At 71.8% G+C, this 15,409-nt stretch carries 14 protein-coding genes and 1 pseudogene; 7 read left to right on the forward strand and 8 right to left on the reverse strand.

Annotation, left to right across the window (positions count from 1 at the left end):
- Positions 1–584, reverse strand: a 584-nt coding sequence (locus ACFYXM_RS01975) for an RNA-guided endonuclease InsQ/TnpB family protein (protein WP_389285951.1), incomplete at its 3' end; no start/stop codon positions are given.
- Between the two features lie 25 nt (positions 585–609).
- Between ACFYXM_RS01975 and tnpA the strand changes: the two genes are divergently transcribed.
- Entirely contained in the window at positions 610–1,026 is a 417-nt protein-coding gene (gene tnpA, locus ACFYXM_RS01980; RefSeq protein ID WP_389285953.1) for an IS200/IS605 family transposase, read from the forward strand.
- Positions 1,027–1,391: 365 nt separating this feature from the next.
- Here tnpA and ACFYXM_RS01985 read toward each other — a convergent pair whose 3' ends face one another.
- The 3 genes from ACFYXM_RS01985 to ACFYXM_RS01995 form a co-directional block, all read right to left on the reverse strand.
- Positions 1,392–1,805 (reverse strand): hypothetical protein, encoded by a 414-nt coding sequence (locus ACFYXM_RS01985; protein WP_389285955.1) that lies wholly within the window; start codon positions 1,803–1,805, stop codon positions 1,392–1,394.
- A 103-nt stretch (positions 1,806–1,908) separates the two neighbouring features.
- Positions 1,909–2,931, reverse strand: a complete 1,023-nt coding sequence (locus ACFYXM_RS01990; protein ID WP_389285957.1) for a LacI family DNA-binding transcriptional regulator — start codon at positions 2,929–2,931, stop codon at positions 1,909–1,911.
- Between the two features lie 636 nt (positions 2,932–3,567).
- Positions 3,568–4,404, reverse strand: a complete 837-nt coding sequence (locus ACFYXM_RS01995; RefSeq protein ID WP_389285959.1) for a TIGR02452 family protein — start codon at positions 4,402–4,404, stop codon at positions 3,568–3,570.
- Positions 4,405–4,554: 150 nt separating this feature from the next.
- On the opposite strand from ACFYXM_RS01995, the gene egtA reads away from it, so the two are divergent.
- The 4 genes from egtA to egtD are packed head-to-tail and all read left to right on the forward strand — an operon-like array spanning position 4,555 to position 8,955.
- Complete coding sequence (gene egtA, locus ACFYXM_RS02000) at positions 4,555–5,874, forward strand: ergothioneine biosynthesis glutamate--cysteine ligase EgtA (protein WP_389285961.1); 1,320 nt, start codon at positions 4,555–4,557, stop codon at positions 5,872–5,874.
- Positions 5,871–7,241, forward strand: coding sequence for an ergothioneine biosynthesis protein EgtB (egtB, locus tag ACFYXM_RS02005; protein ID WP_389285963.1), 1,371 nt, complete (start codon positions 5,871–5,873; stop codon positions 7,239–7,241). Before egtA ends, egtB begins: the two co-directional genes overlap by 4 nt.
- The gene (egtC, locus tag ACFYXM_RS02010; protein ID WP_389286538.1) at positions 7,241–7,996 is read left to right on the forward strand and encodes an ergothioneine biosynthesis protein EgtC; all 756 of its coding nucleotides are present in this window, start codon (positions 7,241–7,243) and stop codon (positions 7,994–7,996) included. Before egtB ends, egtC begins: the two co-directional genes overlap by 1 nt.
- Positions 7,993–8,955: an L-histidine N(alpha)-methyltransferase gene (gene egtD, locus ACFYXM_RS02015; protein ID WP_389285966.1), complete on the forward strand. Its 963-nt coding sequence runs from the start codon at positions 7,993–7,995 to the stop codon at positions 8,953–8,955. Before egtC ends, egtD begins: the two co-directional genes overlap by 4 nt.
- 245 nt (positions 8,956–9,200) lie before the next feature.
- On the opposite strand, the pseudogene ACFYXM_RS02020 reads toward egtD, so the two are convergent.
- Positions 9,201–9,701 (reverse strand): annotated as a pseudogene (locus tag ACFYXM_RS02020) (extracellular solute-binding protein); the annotation flags it as partial.
- A gap of 68 nt (positions 9,702–9,769) precedes the next feature.
- On the opposite strand from ACFYXM_RS02020, the gene ACFYXM_RS02025 reads away from it, so the two are divergent.
- Complete coding sequence (locus ACFYXM_RS02025) at positions 9,770–9,985, forward strand: dodecin (RefSeq protein ID WP_389285968.1); 216 nt, start codon at positions 9,770–9,772, stop codon at positions 9,983–9,985.
- A gap of 101 nt (positions 9,986–10,086) precedes the next feature.
- Here ACFYXM_RS02025 and ACFYXM_RS02030 read toward each other — a convergent pair whose 3' ends face one another.
- Positions 10,087–10,575 carry a hypothetical protein gene (locus tag ACFYXM_RS02030; RefSeq protein ID WP_389285970.1) on the reverse strand — a complete coding sequence of 163 codons (489 nt, stop codon included), beginning with the start codon at positions 10,573–10,575 and terminating at the stop codon, positions 10,087–10,089.
- A gap of 434 nt (positions 10,576–11,009) precedes the next feature.
- Between ACFYXM_RS02030 and ACFYXM_RS02035 the strand changes: the two genes are divergently transcribed.
- On the forward strand, positions 11,010–12,380 hold the full coding sequence (locus tag ACFYXM_RS02035; RefSeq protein ID WP_389285972.1) for a polysaccharide pyruvyl transferase family protein: 1,371 nt from the start codon (positions 11,010–11,012) through the stop codon (positions 12,378–12,380).
- Between the two features lie 336 nt (positions 12,381–12,716).
- On the opposite strand, the gene ACFYXM_RS02040 is transcribed toward ACFYXM_RS02035, so the two are convergent.
- Together ACFYXM_RS02040 and ACFYXM_RS02045 are read right to left on the reverse strand one after the other, a co-directional pair.
- Complete coding sequence (locus ACFYXM_RS02040) at positions 12,717–13,463, reverse strand: succinate dehydrogenase/fumarate reductase iron-sulfur subunit (RefSeq protein WP_389285974.1); 747 nt, start codon at positions 13,461–13,463, stop codon at positions 12,717–12,719.
- On the reverse strand, positions 13,460–15,409 hold the full coding sequence (locus tag ACFYXM_RS02045) for a fumarate reductase/succinate dehydrogenase flavoprotein subunit (protein WP_389285976.1): 1,950 nt from the start codon (positions 15,407–15,409) through the stop codon (positions 13,460–13,462). Before ACFYXM_RS02045 ends, ACFYXM_RS02040 begins: the two co-directional genes overlap by 4 nt.

Consider the following 15,409-nt stretch of genomic DNA (forward strand, 5'->3'; position numbering starts at 1 on the left):
CCGAGCCCGAGGTCGATGCCCAGCTCGGGCGTCGTCTGCGCCAGCACCTCCAACGGGCCGGTCTCCACGATGAAACTCGCGAAGTACCGGCCCGCACTGTCCTTGACCACGCTCACCGTGGACGGCGTGGAGGGCAGCGTGCGGGACCACTTCACCCGCACGTCCCCGATCTTCGGCAGGCGCAGCTTCTGTCCCGGGGTGATGGACCAGCGGGCGTTCGCGGTGAACCGGACGGCCTGCCGGGTGTCCTTGCGGGACTTGTACCGGGGCGCGCCCATGCGCGGGCGCTTGCCCTTCAGGCCGTCGAAGAAGTTCTTGTACGCCGTGTCCAGGTCCCTCAGGGACTGCTGGAGGACGACCGCCGACACCTCGCCGAGCCAGGCCCGTTCCGCAGTGTTCTTCGCCTCGGTGATGAGCCGCTTCGAAAGGTTTCCGGTCTTCGGGAACGGCAGCCCCTCGCTGCGGGCGGTCTCCCGAGCCCTGAGGGCGTCGTTGTAGACCACCCGCGCACACCCGAACGCACGTGCCAACGCCGTGCGCTGACCGGCGCTCGGGTACAGGCGGAAGCTGTACCGAAGCTGCACGCGGATCACGATACACAATTGGTTTATGGGTATCGATGAGAACGTTCGTACAGGCCGCCACTGCGTTTTCCGCATGCATGTCCACTTGGTTTTCGTAACGAAGTACCGGCACTCCGTCTTCGCCGACCGGCATCTGACGCGCTGCGAAGAGATCATGCGGGCCGTGTGCGAGGACTTCGAGGCCGAACTGGTGGAGTTCAACGGCGAGGCCACCCACGTCCACCTGCTGGTGAACTTCCCGCCGAAGGTCGCCGTGTCCAGGCTGGTGAACTCCCTCAAGGGCGTGTCCTCCCGCAGGCTCCGCCAGGAGTTCCCGGATCTCGTCCGCCACTACTGGCGGGCGCAACGCCTCTGGTCCGGCTCGTACTTCGCCGGGTCGGTCGGCGGTGCGCCGCTCAGCATCGTGAAGCAGTACATCGAGCAGCAGAACCGGCCGCTCTGACGCCGGCCGAGGTGAACAGTACGGACCCGTGTCCACAGCCGAGGTCAGAGCAGGCCAAAGATTCGCTTCACCACCGGGCTGAAGCCCGGTGCACTGCGAATAGACCCGGTAGCGGGGTGGGGATTCCCCTCGTGGAGTGAAGCCGAGGGAGCGGGAACGCGCCGGGCTCCGCACGGCAGGCGACGGTTCGAAGACAGTCCCCGGTCCCGTGCCCGCGCGAGCAGGGTGAGCGGCCCGGCCCTCCCGCCGGTCGGGCCGCTCACGCGTCCGATGGGGGAACGTCGGTCGCCTGTGCGGGTGATCGGTGCCCGCCGCGGGGCCGGCGCGGCCGGCGCGGCCGCTCAGTGGGCCGCTCAGTGGGCCGCTCAGTCGTCGGCTCCGTCGCCGGGGGCGTCGGCGGTGCGCTCGTTGATGCGGACGGAGAGACCGTAGTCCAGTTCGGCCCCGTCGACCAGCAGGGCCTCGACCGTGCGCGTCGCCGGGTCGATGTCCGCCACGACGCCCTCGCCCGCGTACCGCGGATAGCCCGACGCGCCCGTCTCACCGGTCGCCGCCACGACGGCCGAACGGAGGACGACGGTGTCACCCCTCCCGGTGTCGTCGGTCTCGTCCGCTCCGGTTCCGGTACCGGACGTGTCCGTCGCGCCACCGGCCCCGGAGGTGTCCTTCCCGGCACCGGTCTCCGACGCGTCCTTCCCGGCGTCCGTCGCGGACGTGTCGGCGGCTTTCTCGGTGAATCCGGGAACGAGCAGGATCTCGTAACTCTGCGGATGGCTCATGGTCACGACGCTAGGCAAGCGGCGCGCGGTGCGCACGTCGCCGCTCCCCCGGGGCGGGCGCGCTCCCCGGCCCGCGCGTGGCGGACGGGGAGGCGGGGCGGATTCAACTGGATTCGCGGTGGACCACCTCGGCCCTGAGCAGGTCGTGGCACTCGGGGGCGCCACCGGGCTGCCGCACCAGCCGGTCGACGAGGTCCGCGAGCGGCTGGGCCGTGGCCGCTTCGGTCCGTACGGTGCTCAGCCGGGGCCGCAGCAGCCGGCCGAGCATCAGGTCGTCGGCGCCGATCACGGCCGTCTCGCCGGGCACGTCGACCCCGGCGTCCTGGAGCGCCCGCATCAGGAGCATGGCGTAGGCGTCGTCGTACGCGAACACGGCGTCGAGCCGCAGGGCGCGCCAGCGGGCGGCGAGCCGGGCGGCGGAGTCCTCCTCGTACCGCAGCGGCAGGGGTTCGACGAGGGCCGCGTGGTTCCGTACGGCGTGCCGGGCCCCGGAGAGCCGGGGTTCGGCGTACGGGGCGAGGCCCTGGTCCTCCGGCATGATCACTCCGATGCGGCGGCGGCCGCGGGCCAGCAGATGGCCGACGGCCCGGCCGCCGATCTCCCGCTGGTCCATGACGAGCGCGTGGGCGCCGGCCACCGGTCGTGGGCCGAGGGTGACGACGGCTCTGGCCCCCGATCTCCGGAGCGTGGATATGCCCTGCGGGGTGAGGGCGATGGTGCCGGGTGCGACGACGGCGACGGGGCGCAGTTCGGCCCAGGCGAGGGCCGCCTCGTCGGCGCCCAGGCCGGTGCTGCCGTACTGGACCACGGTGTAGTCGAGGCCGCGCAGACCGGATTCGAGTTCGCACAGGAAGCGGTGGTGGAGCGGGCCGGCCGGGAGGTCGACGGTGGGCAGCAGCACGGTGCGGCTGTGTCCCGCGCGCAGGCTGCGGGCGGCGGCGTGCGGGACGTAGCCGAGTTCGGTGGCGGCCGCCCGGACCCGGCGCCGGGTGGACTCGCTGATCCGCACGGTCGTGCTGTCGTTCAGTACGTACGACACGGTGGCCCGGGAGACGCCGGCGAGGCGTGCCACATCCGCGCTGGTCGGGACGGGGCCCTCGGTGGGTTGCTTCGGTAACTGGCTCATGGCGTCGGGCAGTCTCGCAGACCCGGGCACCGGGAGCGGACCGATCGCGCCGACCTGACGCCCCGTCGGACCCGGGGCACCGCCGGACCGGCCCGGTCCGCGGCCCCGCCCGCCGGACGGTCCGGGGTCGGGTGTCGGGTCTCGGGTGTCGGATTCCACGGTGTGGGGGTTGAACGCGCAGCACCATGACGACCACGCCGACGACGCGGCCTTCGTCCCCGGCCGCACCGGCTCCTTCGCGACTCGTGAGACCGACCCGCGCGACGTGGGCCCGGTCCGCGGCCCCGCCGGTCCGGGCCGTGGGACGGCTCGGGTCGGCCGTCCTGGGTCGATCTGGACCGCTTACGACCTCACCCGCGATAGGCAGTGGATCAGCGAGCGGCGCCGTGCGGCTTCGAATCCAGGGCGGAGGAGGGAGGCGGATGGGGTCTCCCCTGCTCGAACGCAACTGAGAGCTCGGGGAAGGGGCGTCGTTGACCGACGACAACGCCGGAGGCGGAGTTGCAGGGCGTCGGGAGCCCGCTCTCTATCGCGGGTGAGGTCGTTGCTGCGGGTGCACGAGGACGGGATGCGGCGCGAGGCGTGCGCCCTGGACCGCGAGCGGTTCGGCCGGGTCGTCGGCCGGCTGCGGGAGCGCTACGGCCGGCACTGACTGTCGAACACCCGCGCAAAGGCGGACCGGGTGGCGGAATCCGGGGCACGGTCGAGGATGCCGAAGACGATCTGCTCGAAGTGCCCGGCGAACCGCCCGCCGTCGAGGAGCAGCGACCGGAACGCCCGGGCCACTTGCTCCGGATCGTTGCGGAACACACCGCATCCCCAGGCGCCCAGCACCAACCTGCGGTAGCCGCGCACCGCCGCCACCTCCAGGACGCGTTCGGCGCGGGAGGCGAGGACGGCGGGGATGCGGTGGGCCTCCTCGGGGGTGCGGTCCCGGACGACCCCGGCGTTGGGCGCCGGGGAGGTGAGGAAACCGACGGTGTACGGGATGTCGAGCAACCGCCCCCGGTCGTCGCGGAAGACCGGCACGCCCGGTGAGTGGATCACCCGGTCGGTGTAGAGGGCGCTGCGCTCCGCGCGGTGACGGGCGTAGTACTCGGGCGCGCGCAGCAGTGTGGCGTGGAGGGCCGACGCGCGGCACAGAGCCTCTTCCTGGGCCTGTGCGCCGTTGAGGTAACCGCCACCGGGGTTACGGGCGGAGGCGTAGTTGAGGACGGCGATCCGGCCGGGGGTCTCGCCGGTCATCCGGTGCGCCGCCCGCAGACTGCTCTCGTCGGTCACCTCGATGGCGGGGGTGCGGTCGGTGTCGAGTGCCGCCACGGGCACCGGCTGCGGACCGTACAGCCGGGTGCCCGAGAGCGCGGCCGTGACGGCGCGCTCGATGTCCACCTCGCGTCCGTCCGGCGTGCGGTAGCGGCCGGCCGCCACGATCTCCTCGGTCTCGCGCGCGATGGCGCGCAGCCGTGTGCTCATCGATACTCCCCCGTGTGGTGCATACCGGGCATCGTCGTCGCTCCGGGGGCACCCGCGCAATCGAATTTCCGACGCGGAAGGGCACTCTTGTGCGATCCCTCCGCGGGGGTTTGGGTGGTACGGACGAACCGAGCAGAAGGAGGTCCCGGCATGTCATCCGACGGCGTATCGGGCGACCACGGTCCGCCCGTCCATGCCCCGCCCCTCGACGAGGGCGGGGCGGAGGACTTACTGCGTTGCATCTGTTTCAAGACCGGGCCGCCCCGCACCGTCGGGGTCGAACTCGAATGGCTCATCCACCACCGGGACCGGCCTCGCGTCCCGGTCCCGCCCGAACGTCTCGACGCCGCCCGCGCGGCCCTGCGGGAGCTGCCCCTGAGCGCGGCTCTCACCTTCGAACCCGGTGGCCAGCTGGAGCTCAGCTCGCGGCCCGCGAACTCCCTGATGGCCTGTGTGGAGGCCGCGTCCGCCGACCTCGCCGCCGTGCGCGGCGCCCTGGATGGACTGGATCTCGCACCGGTGGGGCTCGGTCTCGACCCCTGGCATCCCCCGCGCCGCGTGCTGCGCGAGCCGCGCTACGACGCCATGGAGGTCTCGCTGGACCGGTCGGGCCCGGCCGGGCGCGCCATGATGTGCAGCACCGCGTCCGTCCAGGTCTGCCTGGACGCCGGGGAGGAGGAACCCGGCCCGCTGGGCTACGCGCGGCGCTGGCAGCTGGCCCACCTGCTGGGTGCGGTGCTGGTGGCGGTCTTCGCCAACTCGCCCCTGCGCCGGGGCCGTCGCACACCGTGGCGGTCCGCCCGGCAGTCGCTGTGGGCCGAGCTCGATCCGCGGCGGTCGCTGGCCCCGGCCGGTCATCTGCCGCCCCGCCACGCCTGGGCGACGCACGTCCTGGACTCGCCGGTGATGTGCGTCCGGGACGACACCGGGCCGTGGGTCGTGCCGGACGGTCTGACCTTCCGCGAGTGGATCCGCACCGGCGCTCCGAGACCACCGGTGCGTGCCGATCTCGACTACCACATCAGCACCCTCTTCCCGCCGGTGCGCCCGCGCGGGCATCTCGAACTGCGCATGATCGACGCGCAGTCCGGCACGGACGGATGGCTGGTACCGCTCGCCGTCACGACCGCTGTGTTCGACGATCCGGAGGCCGCCGAGACCGTGTACCGCGCCGTCAAGCCGCTCGCCGAGACGGCGGGACCGAGGCCCGCCCCACGCAATCCGTTGTGGGTGGCCGCAGCCCGTGACGGGCTGAGCGACCCGGAGTTGCGGGCGGCGGCCACCGTCTGCTTCGAGGCCGCGCTGGAGGCACTGCCCCGGATCGGGGCGACCACGGCCGTGCGGGACGCGGTCGCGGAGTTCGACGACCGCTTCGTCGCGCGGGGCCGCTGCCCGGCCGACGATCTTCCCTGGCTGCTCACACCGCGACCGGCGGAGGGCTCCGGCCACTTCGAGGGACACCGCTCATGACCCGCTCCCCCGCACCCGACACGTCCGGCCCCGCCCCCTCGGCCGGGCCGGACCGGACGGAATCCATGGACACCGAGACGCTCCGCGAGCGCGCCCTGGCCGCGCTGCTCGCCGCCCGGGAACGGACCGCGCTGCTCACCGACAGCGTGGACGACCACGAACTGACCGCACAGCACTCACCGTTGATGTCCCCGCTGGTCTGGGACCTCGCGCACATCGGCAACCAGGAGGAGCTGTGGCTGCTGTGCACGGTGGCGGGCCGGGAGGCGATGCGCCCGGAGATCGACGGGCTGTACGACGCCTTCCAGCACCCCAGGGCGACCCGGCCCTCGCTGCCGTTGCTGCCGCCCGCCGAGGCCCGCTCGTACGCTGCGGAGGTGCGGGACCGCGCGCTGGACGTCCTCGACGGTACGGTGTTGCGCGACGACCGTCCGCTGCTCCGGTCCGGGTTCGCTTTCGGAATGATCGCCCAGCACGAACAGCAGCACGACGAAACGATGCTGATCACCCATCAACTGCGGTCCGGTCCGGCGGTGCTCACCGCTCCGGAACCGCCCGCGCCCACCGACGCGGGCCCCTCGTCCGCCGAAGTCCTGGTCGAAGGCGGCCCGTTCACGATGGGCACGTCGACCGAGCCATGGGCCCTGGACAACGAGCGCCCCGCCCATGTGCGCGACGTACCGGCGTTCTTCATCGACACCGCCCCGGTCACCTGCGGCGCGTACCTGCGTTTCGTCGAGGACGGCGGCTACGCGCAGCAGCGCTGGTGGACCCCGCAGGGCTGGGCGGTGGTCCGCGAGCACGAGCTGACCGCCCCGCTGTTCTGGTACCGGGACGCCGGCCAGTGGCTGCGCCGCCGCTTCGGGGTGACCGAGCCGGTGCCCGAGCGCGAACCCGTGCTCCACGTCAGCTGGTACGAGGCGGACGCGTACGCCCGCTGGGCGGGGCGTCGGCTCCCCTCGGAGACGGAGTGGGAGAAGGCGGCGCGCCACGACCCGGCGTCGGGGCGTTCACGGCGCTATCCGTGGGGCGACGAGGACCCGGCCCCCGAGCGGGCCAACCTGGGCCAGCGCCATCTGCGCCCGGCCCCGGCGGGCGCCTACGCGGCCGGGCAGTCGGCCCTGGGCGTGCGGCAGCTGATCGGCGACGTGTGGGAGTGGACCGCGAGCGACTTCCTGCCGTACCCGGGCTTCTGCGCGTTCCCGTACCGCGAGTACTCCGAGGTGTTCTTCGGACCGGCCCACAAGGTGCTGCGAGGCGGTTCGTTCGCCGTGGATCCTGTGGCGTGCCGGGGGACGTTCCGCAACTGGGACCTGCCGGTGCGGCGTCAGATCTTCTCCGGATTCCGCACCGCAAGGGATGCATGATGTGCCGTCATATCGCTTTTCTGGGGCCGCCGATGACACTCGGCGAGGTGCTGACCCGGCCGCCGCACGGCCTGGTGCGCCAGTCCTGGGCGCCGCGCCGCCAGCGGCACGGAACGGTCAACGCCGACGGTTTCGGCGTCGGCTGGTACGCGGACGGCGACCCGGTGCCGGGCCGGTACCGGCGCGCGGGCCCCGTCTGGGGCGACGAGACGTTCGCCGACCTGGCCCGGGTGGTGCGCACCACCGCGCTGCTGGCCGCGGTGCGCGACGCGACCGAGGCCGCTGCCGGCGGGGAGGCCGCCGCCGCGCCGTTCGCCGCCGGCGAGGTGCTGTTCAGTCACAACGGCGCGGTGAAGGGCTGGCCCGGCTCCGTGGCCCCGCTCGCCGCCGCACTGCCACCGGCCGAGCTGCTGTCCCTGACCGCCCGCTGCGACTCGGCCCTGGTCTGGGCCCTCGTTCGGCACCGCCTGGCCGACGGGGACCCGCTGCCGCAGGCGGTGGCGGACACCGTGCTCGACGTGGCGTCGGCTGCGCCCGGCTCACGCCTGAACCTGCTGCTGACCGACGGCACCTCGATCGTGGCGACGGCCTGGGGCGACACCCTGTGGTACCTCACCGGCCCCGGTCCGCGCACGGTCGTGGCCTCGGAGCCGTACGACGACGACCCGCGCTGGCGCGAGGTCCCCGACCGGACGCTGCTGACGGCGAGCCGCGCCGACCTTCTGCTGACCCCGCTCAAGGAGCCGACCCAGTGAGCCCCTTCCTGCTGACCCGCACCCTGCCGGAGGACGCGACGGACGCGGCGCTGCGCGCCGACGTGCTGCACGGCCTGACCCGGTACCCGAAGACGCTGCCGCCCAAGTGGTTCTACGACGCGCACGGCAGCGAACTCTTCGAGGAGATCACCCGGCTTCCCGAGTACTACCCGACCCGTGCCGAGCGGGAGATCCTCATCGACCGCGCCGAGGAGATCGCCCGGGTCTCCGGGGCTCGGACCGTGATCGAGCTGGGGTCGGGCTCGTCGGACAAGACCCGGCACCTGCTGGACGCGCTGCCCGGGCTGCACAGCTACGTACCGGTCGACGTGAGCGAGAGCGCGTTGCGCGGCGCGGCCGAGTCGCTGCTGGCACAGCGGCCCGGGCTCTCCGTGCACGCGCTGATCGCCGACTTCACGGGTGGTCTGGCGCTGCCGGGGACCCCGGGGCCGCGGCTGGTCGCGTTCCTGGGCGGCACGATCGGCAATCTGCTGCCGGACGAGCGGGCGGTGTTCCTGAGGTCGGTGCGGTCCTTGCTCTCCCCCGGCGACGCTCTGCTGCTGGGCACGGACCTGGTGAAGGACGAGAAGGTGCTGGTCGCCGCGTACGATGACGCGGCGGGGGTGACGGCCGAGTTCGACAAGAACGTGCTGCGGGTCGTCAACCGGGAGCTGGGGGCCGACTTCGACCCGGCGGACTTCGAGCACGTGGCGCTGTGGGATCCCGAGCGGGAGTGGATCGAGATGCGGCTGCGGGCCCGTTCGACGCTGACGGTGAAGATCCCGGCCCTCGGCTTGGTGGTGCCCTTCGAGGCGGACGAGGAGATGCGTACGGAGGTGTCGGCCAAGTTCCGCGAGGACGGTGTCCGCGCCGAGCTCGCCGGGGCCGGCCTGCGGCTGGATCAGTGGTGGACGGATTCCGGTGAGCGGTTCGCGCTGTCGCTGGCGACGGCCGTCTGAACGAGACGGGCCAGGGTCCGGCGGTCCGTCGGGCCGTCGGCCGGGAGCGGCGGCAGGACGTGGACCTCGGCGGTCAGTCCGGCGGACGTCACCACCCGCCAGAGCGAGGCCGTGAGCGGATCGTCGCCGACGAACGCGGCCGCGCCGGCCGCGGCAGGGCGCTGGGCCGGAGCGGACCCGTGGGGCCCGGGCGCCCGGTCGCCGTGCGGGACGCCGCGCAGCGGCCCGGCCCGGTAGCTGATGCGCACCGGCCGGATCTCGGCGTGCGCGTCGATCGCGGCCTGCGGGGGCTTCGCCTCGTCCGCGTCCTTCGGGCCGTCGCCGAGCGCCTGAAGCTTCTTGCAGAAGCTCATGCCGCGCAGCGCCTCGGGGCTGTCCAGGGCGCCTTCCCACGCGCCGGAGCCGTCGTAGGCGAGCTCGCCGCCCTCGTCCCAGATGAATCCGGCGAGTACGTACCAGTTCTGGCCGGCGAGGTAGATGCCCTGGTCGCCGTTCCGGCCGAGCTTCTCGGTGTCCGCGATCCACTCGTCCCTGGTCTTCGGCGGGGATTCGATACCGGCCCGCTCGAAGAGTTCCTTGTTGTAGATCACCACTCGATCGGCCGCGTACCACGGAATTCCGTACTGGACCCCGTCGATGCTGCCGGGGTCGGCGAGTCCGGGCAGCCAGTCCGCGCCGCCCAGGTCACGCACGGACTCCAGCGTGAGGTCGCGCAGACCGCCGCTCTCCGCGTACTGGGGCACACCCTGCACACCAATCCCTCGCGTACCCGGGCAGGGTGGGGCACCTTGGTAGAAGCGAGAGGGGACAAACCATGTCGAACCACACGTATCGAGTCACCGAGATCGTGGGGACCTCCCATGAGGGCGTCGATGACGCCATCCGCAGAGCTGTCGCACGGGCCTCGCAAACGTTGCACAATCTCGACTGGTTCGAGATCACCGAGGTTCGCGGAGAGATCAGGAATGGCCGGATCGAGCACTATCAGGTGGGGCTGAAAGTAGGCTTCCGACTCGACGAACCAAGCTGAACCACCACGGCCGGCGGGGACCGTCGACGCACCGACCGGCGCGAACCGTCGGAACACCGGATGTCCGCCGCCGGAGCACGGACCGCCGGAACCCTCGAAGGTCAGGTACGCCCCTGACGCTCCTGCGCTTCCACGAGCGCGGGCGACACCGCGCCCCAATCGGCCCGCACCACCGCGAAACCGACCCGCTGCGCCGCCTCGCAGACGAGCTCGTCGTCGTCGACCAGCATCCGCACCTCTCGCTCGCGGCCCAGCCGCTTCAGGACGTCCAGCTTGGTGTGCCGGGCCGGCCTGCGGTCGTCGTTGCGGCGCATGTACAACTTCCCCTCGGGCAGCCCGTGTCCGGCCAGCCAGGCCAGGGTGTCCCGGCGACACCGCTCGGGCCTCCCCGTGAGGTACCTGATCTCGCACTCGTCGGCGCTGCCCAGGACGAGTCGTACGCCCTCGGGGAGCGGCGGATCGTCGACGGCCGCGGCGAAGAAGGCGTTCCAGTCGCGCCGGGCCCCTTCCAGGTGGTACTGGCGGTGGCCGGTGTCCGCGAGCGTTCCGTCCAAGTCGAATACGGCCAGGGGCCGGTGTTCGTCTCTCACCGCTCCATCACATCAGATCGGCGACGCACCCAGGAGCGCCGGTATCAGGTCCGACGCGTCGTGCGCGCCGGGTCCGGGCTCGGGGTGTGTGGAATGCGTCTCCAAGCACCGGAGCATCCGCGGGTCGGGCATCGGGCTCCGGGCGATGCCCGACCCCGGCGGCACGCCCGCGCGCGGACCGCGGCGTACGGTCGGGGCCGACCGGCCCGGGGCCCGGAGGGCCGTCGGATCCGGGGAGCCGGGCCGCCGCCGAGCCCCGGGAGCCGGCCGGCGCTCACGCGGATCCGTCCGCTACGAACCGCGCGCACCCGCACGCGGATGTGTGATCATGTACGTGCGTTCCGTATGGTTGGCAAAAAGTTGTGCAGGATGCGCGTGGAACCCGACGCATCTGTAAAGCTATATTCAGCTTTGTGGCATCCAACGTTCAACATGTGAAGCGAATACTCCTGCGCTCCGGGAAGAGTCCCTATGACGTCGTCCCCGTGGAGCGCGCTCTGCACGAGGACGTATTCGCCACCAACGCGGGCAATCTGATCTTCAGCGATGCCGCGCACAAGCTCCTGGAGACGCCGCGCGCGGAGGTGGTGTCGAACGGCATCGCCACCCGGGTCGCCGACGCCGAGCGCATCAACAGCGAGTACGACGTGTTCGTCGTGCCGCTGGCCAACGCCTTCCGCCCGTCCTTCGAGCGGCAGTTGGCACGCCTGACCCAGCTCATCACCAAGCTGAGGATCCCGGTCGTCGTCCCGGGCGTGGGGGCCCAGACCGGGGTCGACTACTCGGCGGAGCGGCTGCGTCCGATGAAGGACACGGTCTACGCGTTCGTGTCGGCGGTGCTCGACCACAGCGCCTCCATCGGCGTGCGCGGCGAGTTCACCGAGCGGTATCTGCGCGACATGGGCTTCCGTGACGTGGACGTCATCGGCTGCCCCTCGATGTTCCTCCACGGCCCCCGGCTGGACATCCGCGCGAAGGCCGGGTCGCTCGGCCCCGGGTCCCGGATCGCCGTCAACGGATCGCACGACGCGGTGCGCAAGCACAAGCTCGGGCAGATCATCGACCGCGCCCACGCGCGCTACCCCCACCTCCGGTTCGTCGGCCAGAACCTCTCCGACGCGCGCCAGCTGCACTGGCGTGACCTGTCGCACCCCAACGCCGCCGTGACCGGCATCCCCACCCACCCCGACCACCCCATGTACCGGGAGGACAAGGTCCGGGTCTACATCGATCCGGTCACCTGGACGAACGACCTGCGGGGCTTCGACTTCTCCTTCGGCTCCCGCATCCACGGCAACATCGCGGCGCTCCTCGCCGGAACCCCCGCCACCGTGCTCTGCGGCGACTCCCGGACCCTGGAACTGTGCCGCTACTTCGACATCCCGCACCGGATGCTGACGAAGGTGCCCACCGGCATCGACCCGGCCGAGCTGTACGCGGAGGCGGACTTCGGACCGCTCAGGCGCGGACACCAGGAGCGGTTCGAACGGTTCACGGACTTCCTGGACAGGAACGGCCTGGAGAACACCTTCTCCCACGGCGACGGCGGTGCGGCGTTCGAGGAGCGAATGAGCGCCCTGGCCTTCCCCCCGGGGATCCGGCCGTGGAACGGCGACGACGCCGCGGCGATGGGCGACCGTCTCAACTGGCTGCAGACGCAGCTGACGGAGCTCGCCGCGCAGAACACCGTGCTCAAGCGCCAGCTCGCGAAGAAGGCGGCGGTTCCCGCCCAGCGCTCCACCTACCAGCGGGCCCGCAGCGCTGTCGGCCGGCCCCTCAAGCGCGCCCTGCGTCCCTCCCGCTGAAGGCCGTACCCGCACGCCTCCCGACCCGGGACACCGCGCCCCGTCACCGGCACCCCGTGCCCGGACGCGGCGCCGTCCCGGGCGTCCGGCGCGCGCTGCTCGACGTCGGCCTCGGCGTCGGCGAACACCTGGGGCTCGTCGGACGGCTACGCCAGGCGGTCCGTCACGTTCACGACCGGCTCGACCGGCAAGGTGACCGTCCATGTGCACGGCTGGTACGGGCAGGGCGCCGTCCACGCGGACGACCTCGCCGTGACGTCCTGACCCCGCGGGACGTCCAGTGAATTCCTGGTCCCGGAGGTGGGCGGCCTCCGGGGCCAGGAACCCGACGCCTTCTCAGCGACGCGCCTTCCGGGTCGCCCGCAGCCACTCCTTGTTCATGGCGGCGATCGACGGCAGCGGGATGCCCTTCGGGCAGGCGGTGGCGCACTCGCCGGTGAGGGTGCAGCCGCCGAAGCCCTCGTCGTCCATCCGCGCGACCATGTCGAGGACCCGGGTCTCGCGCTCGGGGGCGCCCTGCGGCAGGACGTTGAGGTGGTTGATCTTCGCCGAGGTGAAGAGCATCGCCGAACCGTTGGGGCAGGCGGCGACGCAGGCGCCGCAGCCGATGCACTCGGCGTGCTCGAAGGCGAAGTCGGCGTCCGGCTTGGGCACCGAAGCGGCGTGTGCCTCGGGGGCGGTGCCGGTCGGGGCGGAGATGTAGCCGCCGGCCTGGATGATCCGGTCGAAGGCCGAGCGGTCCACGACCAGGTCCTTGACGACCGGGAACGCGGAGGCGCGCCAGGGTTCGATGTCGATGGTGTCGCCGTCCTCGAAGGACCGCATGTGGAGCTGGCAGGTGGTAGTGCGCTCGGGGCCGTGGGCATCGCCGTTGATGACGAGACTGCAGGCGCCGCAGATGCCCTCGCGGCAGTCGTGGTCGAAGGCGACGGGGTCGTCACCGGCGAGGATGAGCTGTTCGTTGAGGATGTCGAGCATTTCGAGGAACGACATGTCCTGCGAGATGCCGTCCACCTCGTAGGTGGACATGGCTCCGGTGGCGTCGGCGTTCTTCTGGCGCCAGACGCGCAGGGTGAGCTTCATGCGTAGCTCCGCTGGGTGGGGTGGACGTACTCGAAGACGAGGTCCTCCTTGTGCAGGAGGGGTGCCTCGCCGGTGCCGGAGAACTCCCAGGCGGCGGCGTACGAGAAGTCCTCGTCGCGGCGGGCGGCCTCGCCGTCCGGGGTCTGGGACTCCTCGCGGAAGTGGCCTCCGCAGGACTCGGTGCGGTGCAGGGCGTCGAGGCACATGAGCTCCGCGAGCTCCAGGTAGTCGACGATGCGGTTGGCCTTCTCCAGGGACTGATTGAGCTCGTCGCCGGTGCCCGGCACCTTGATCCGGCGCCAGAACTCCTCGCGGATCTCCGGAATCCGCGCGAGCGCCGTGCGCAGCCCCCGTTCGTCGCGGGCCATGCCGCAGTACTCCCACATCAGCTCGCCGATCTCGCGGTGGAAGGAGTCGGGAGTGCGGTCACCGTCGACGGAGAGCAGCAGGTTGAGCCGGTCCTCGGTCTCTGCGACGGCCTCCTCGACCGCGGGGTGCGAGGCGTCGACGTCGTCGTGGTGCGGGTTGCGGGCCAGGTAGTCGTTGATGGTGGAGGGCAGGACGAAGTACCCGTCGGCGAGCCCCTGCATCAGCGCGGACGCGCCGAGGCGGTTGGCGCCGTGGTCGGAGAAGTTGGCCTCGCCGATGGCGAAGAGGCCGGGGACGGTGGTCTGGAGGTCGTAGTCGACCCAGAGTCCGCCCATCGTGTAGTGCACGGCCGGGTAGATCCGCATCGGTGTCTCGTACGGGTTCTCCGCGGTGATCCGCGCGTACATGTCGAAGAGGTTGCCGTACTTCTCCTCCACCCCGGCCCGGCCCATGCGCTGGACGGCATCGGCGAAGTCCAGGTAGACGCCCTGGCCGCCCGGTCCCACGCCGCGCCCCTCGTCACAGACGTTCTTCGCGGCCCGGGAGGCGATGTCGCGGGGCACGAGGTTCCCGAAGGAGGGGTAGATGCGCTCCAGGTAGTAGTCGCGCTCGTCCTCGGGGATCTCGTTGGCGGGGCGGTCGTCGCCCTTGGCCTTAGGCACCCAGATGCGGCCGTCGTTGCGCAGCGACTCGCTCATCAGCGTCAGCTTGGACTGGTGGTCGCCGGTGCGCGGGATGCAGGTGGGGTGGATCTGGGTGAAGCAGGGGTTGGCGAAGTACGCGCCGCGGCGGTGGGCCCGCCAGATGGCGGTGGCGTTGGAGTTCATGGCGTTCGTCGACAGGTAGAAGACGTTGCCGTATCCGCCGCTGGCCAGGACGACGGCGTCGGCGAAGTAGGTGTCGATCTTCCCGGTGACGAGGTCGCGGGCGACGATGCCGCGGGCCCGGCCGTCGACCACGATCAGGTCGAGCATCTCGGTGCGGGCGTGCATCTCGACGTTGCCCGCGGCGATCTGCCGCGACAGCGCCTGGTAGGCGCCGAGCAGGAGCTGCTGTCCGGTCTGGCCGCGGGCGTAGAAGGTGCGGGAGACCTGGACGCCGCCGAAGGAGCGGTTGTCGAGGAGGCCGCCGTACTCGCGGGCGAAGGGGACTCCCTGGGCGACGCACTGGTCGATGATCTCCACGGAGATCTGGGCGAGCCGGTGGACGTTGGACTCACGGGCGCGGAAGTCGCCGCCCTTGACCGTGTCGTAGAAGAGGCGGTGGATCGAGTCGCCGTCGTTGCGGTAGTTCTTCGCGGCGTTGATACCGCCCTGGGCGGCGACGGAGTGGGCGCGGCGGGGCGAGTCCTGGAAGCAGAACTGGACGACGTGGTAGCCCTGCTCGGCGAGGGTCGCGCCGGCCGAGCCGCCGGCCAGGCCGGTTCCGACGACGATGACGGTGTGCTTGCGGCGGTTGGCCGGGTTGACCAGCCTGGCCTGGAAGCGACGGGTGTCCCAGCGTTCGGCGACCGGTCCGTCGGGGGCCTTGGTGTCGGTGACGGGCGCGCCGGTCTCGTAGTGCGTGTAGTCGGTCAT

This window comes from Streptomyces sp. NPDC002476 (genome assembly GCF_042889785.1).
Lineage (GTDB): Bacteria > Actinomycetota > Actinomycetes > Streptomycetales > Streptomycetaceae > Streptomyces.

Bases quoted from the DNA above. Each gene is read 5' to 3' on its own strand.
- ACFYXM_RS02045 (WP_389285976.1), bottom strand. From the start codon at position 15,409: ATGACCGACTACACGCACTACGAGACCGGCGCGCCCGTCACCGACACC.
- egtB (WP_389285963.1), top strand. From the start codon at position 5,871: ATGACCCGCTCCCCCGCACCCGACACGTCCGGCCCCGCCCCCTCGGCC.
- ACFYXM_RS01995 (WP_389285959.1), bottom strand. From the start codon at position 4,404: ATGAGCACACGGCTGCGCGCCATCGCGCGCGAGACCGAGGAGATCGTG.
- ACFYXM_RS02025 (WP_389285968.1), top strand. From the start codon at position 9,770: ATGTCGAACCACACGTATCGAGTCACCGAGATCGTGGGGACCTCCCAT.
- egtA (WP_389285961.1), top strand. From the start codon at position 4,555: ATGTCATCCGACGGCGTATCGGGCGACCACGGTCCGCCCGTCCATGCC.
- egtC (WP_389286538.1), top strand. From the start codon at position 7,241: ATGTGCCGTCATATCGCTTTTCTGGGGCCGCCGATGACACTCGGCGAG.
- ACFYXM_RS01990 (WP_389285957.1), bottom strand. From the start codon at position 2,931: ATGAGCCAGTTACCGAAGCAACCCACCGAGGGCCCCGTCCCGACCAGC.
- tnpA (WP_389285953.1), top strand. From the start codon at position 610: ATGGGTATCGATGAGAACGTTCGTACAGGCCGCCACTGCGTTTTCCGC.
- ACFYXM_RS02040 (WP_389285974.1), bottom strand. From the start codon at position 13,463: ATGAAGCTCACCCTGCGCGTCTGGCGCCAGAAGAACGCCGACGCCACC.
- ACFYXM_RS01985 (WP_389285955.1), bottom strand. From the start codon at position 1,805: ATGAGCCATCCGCAGAGTTACGAGATCCTGCTCGTTCCCGGATTCACC.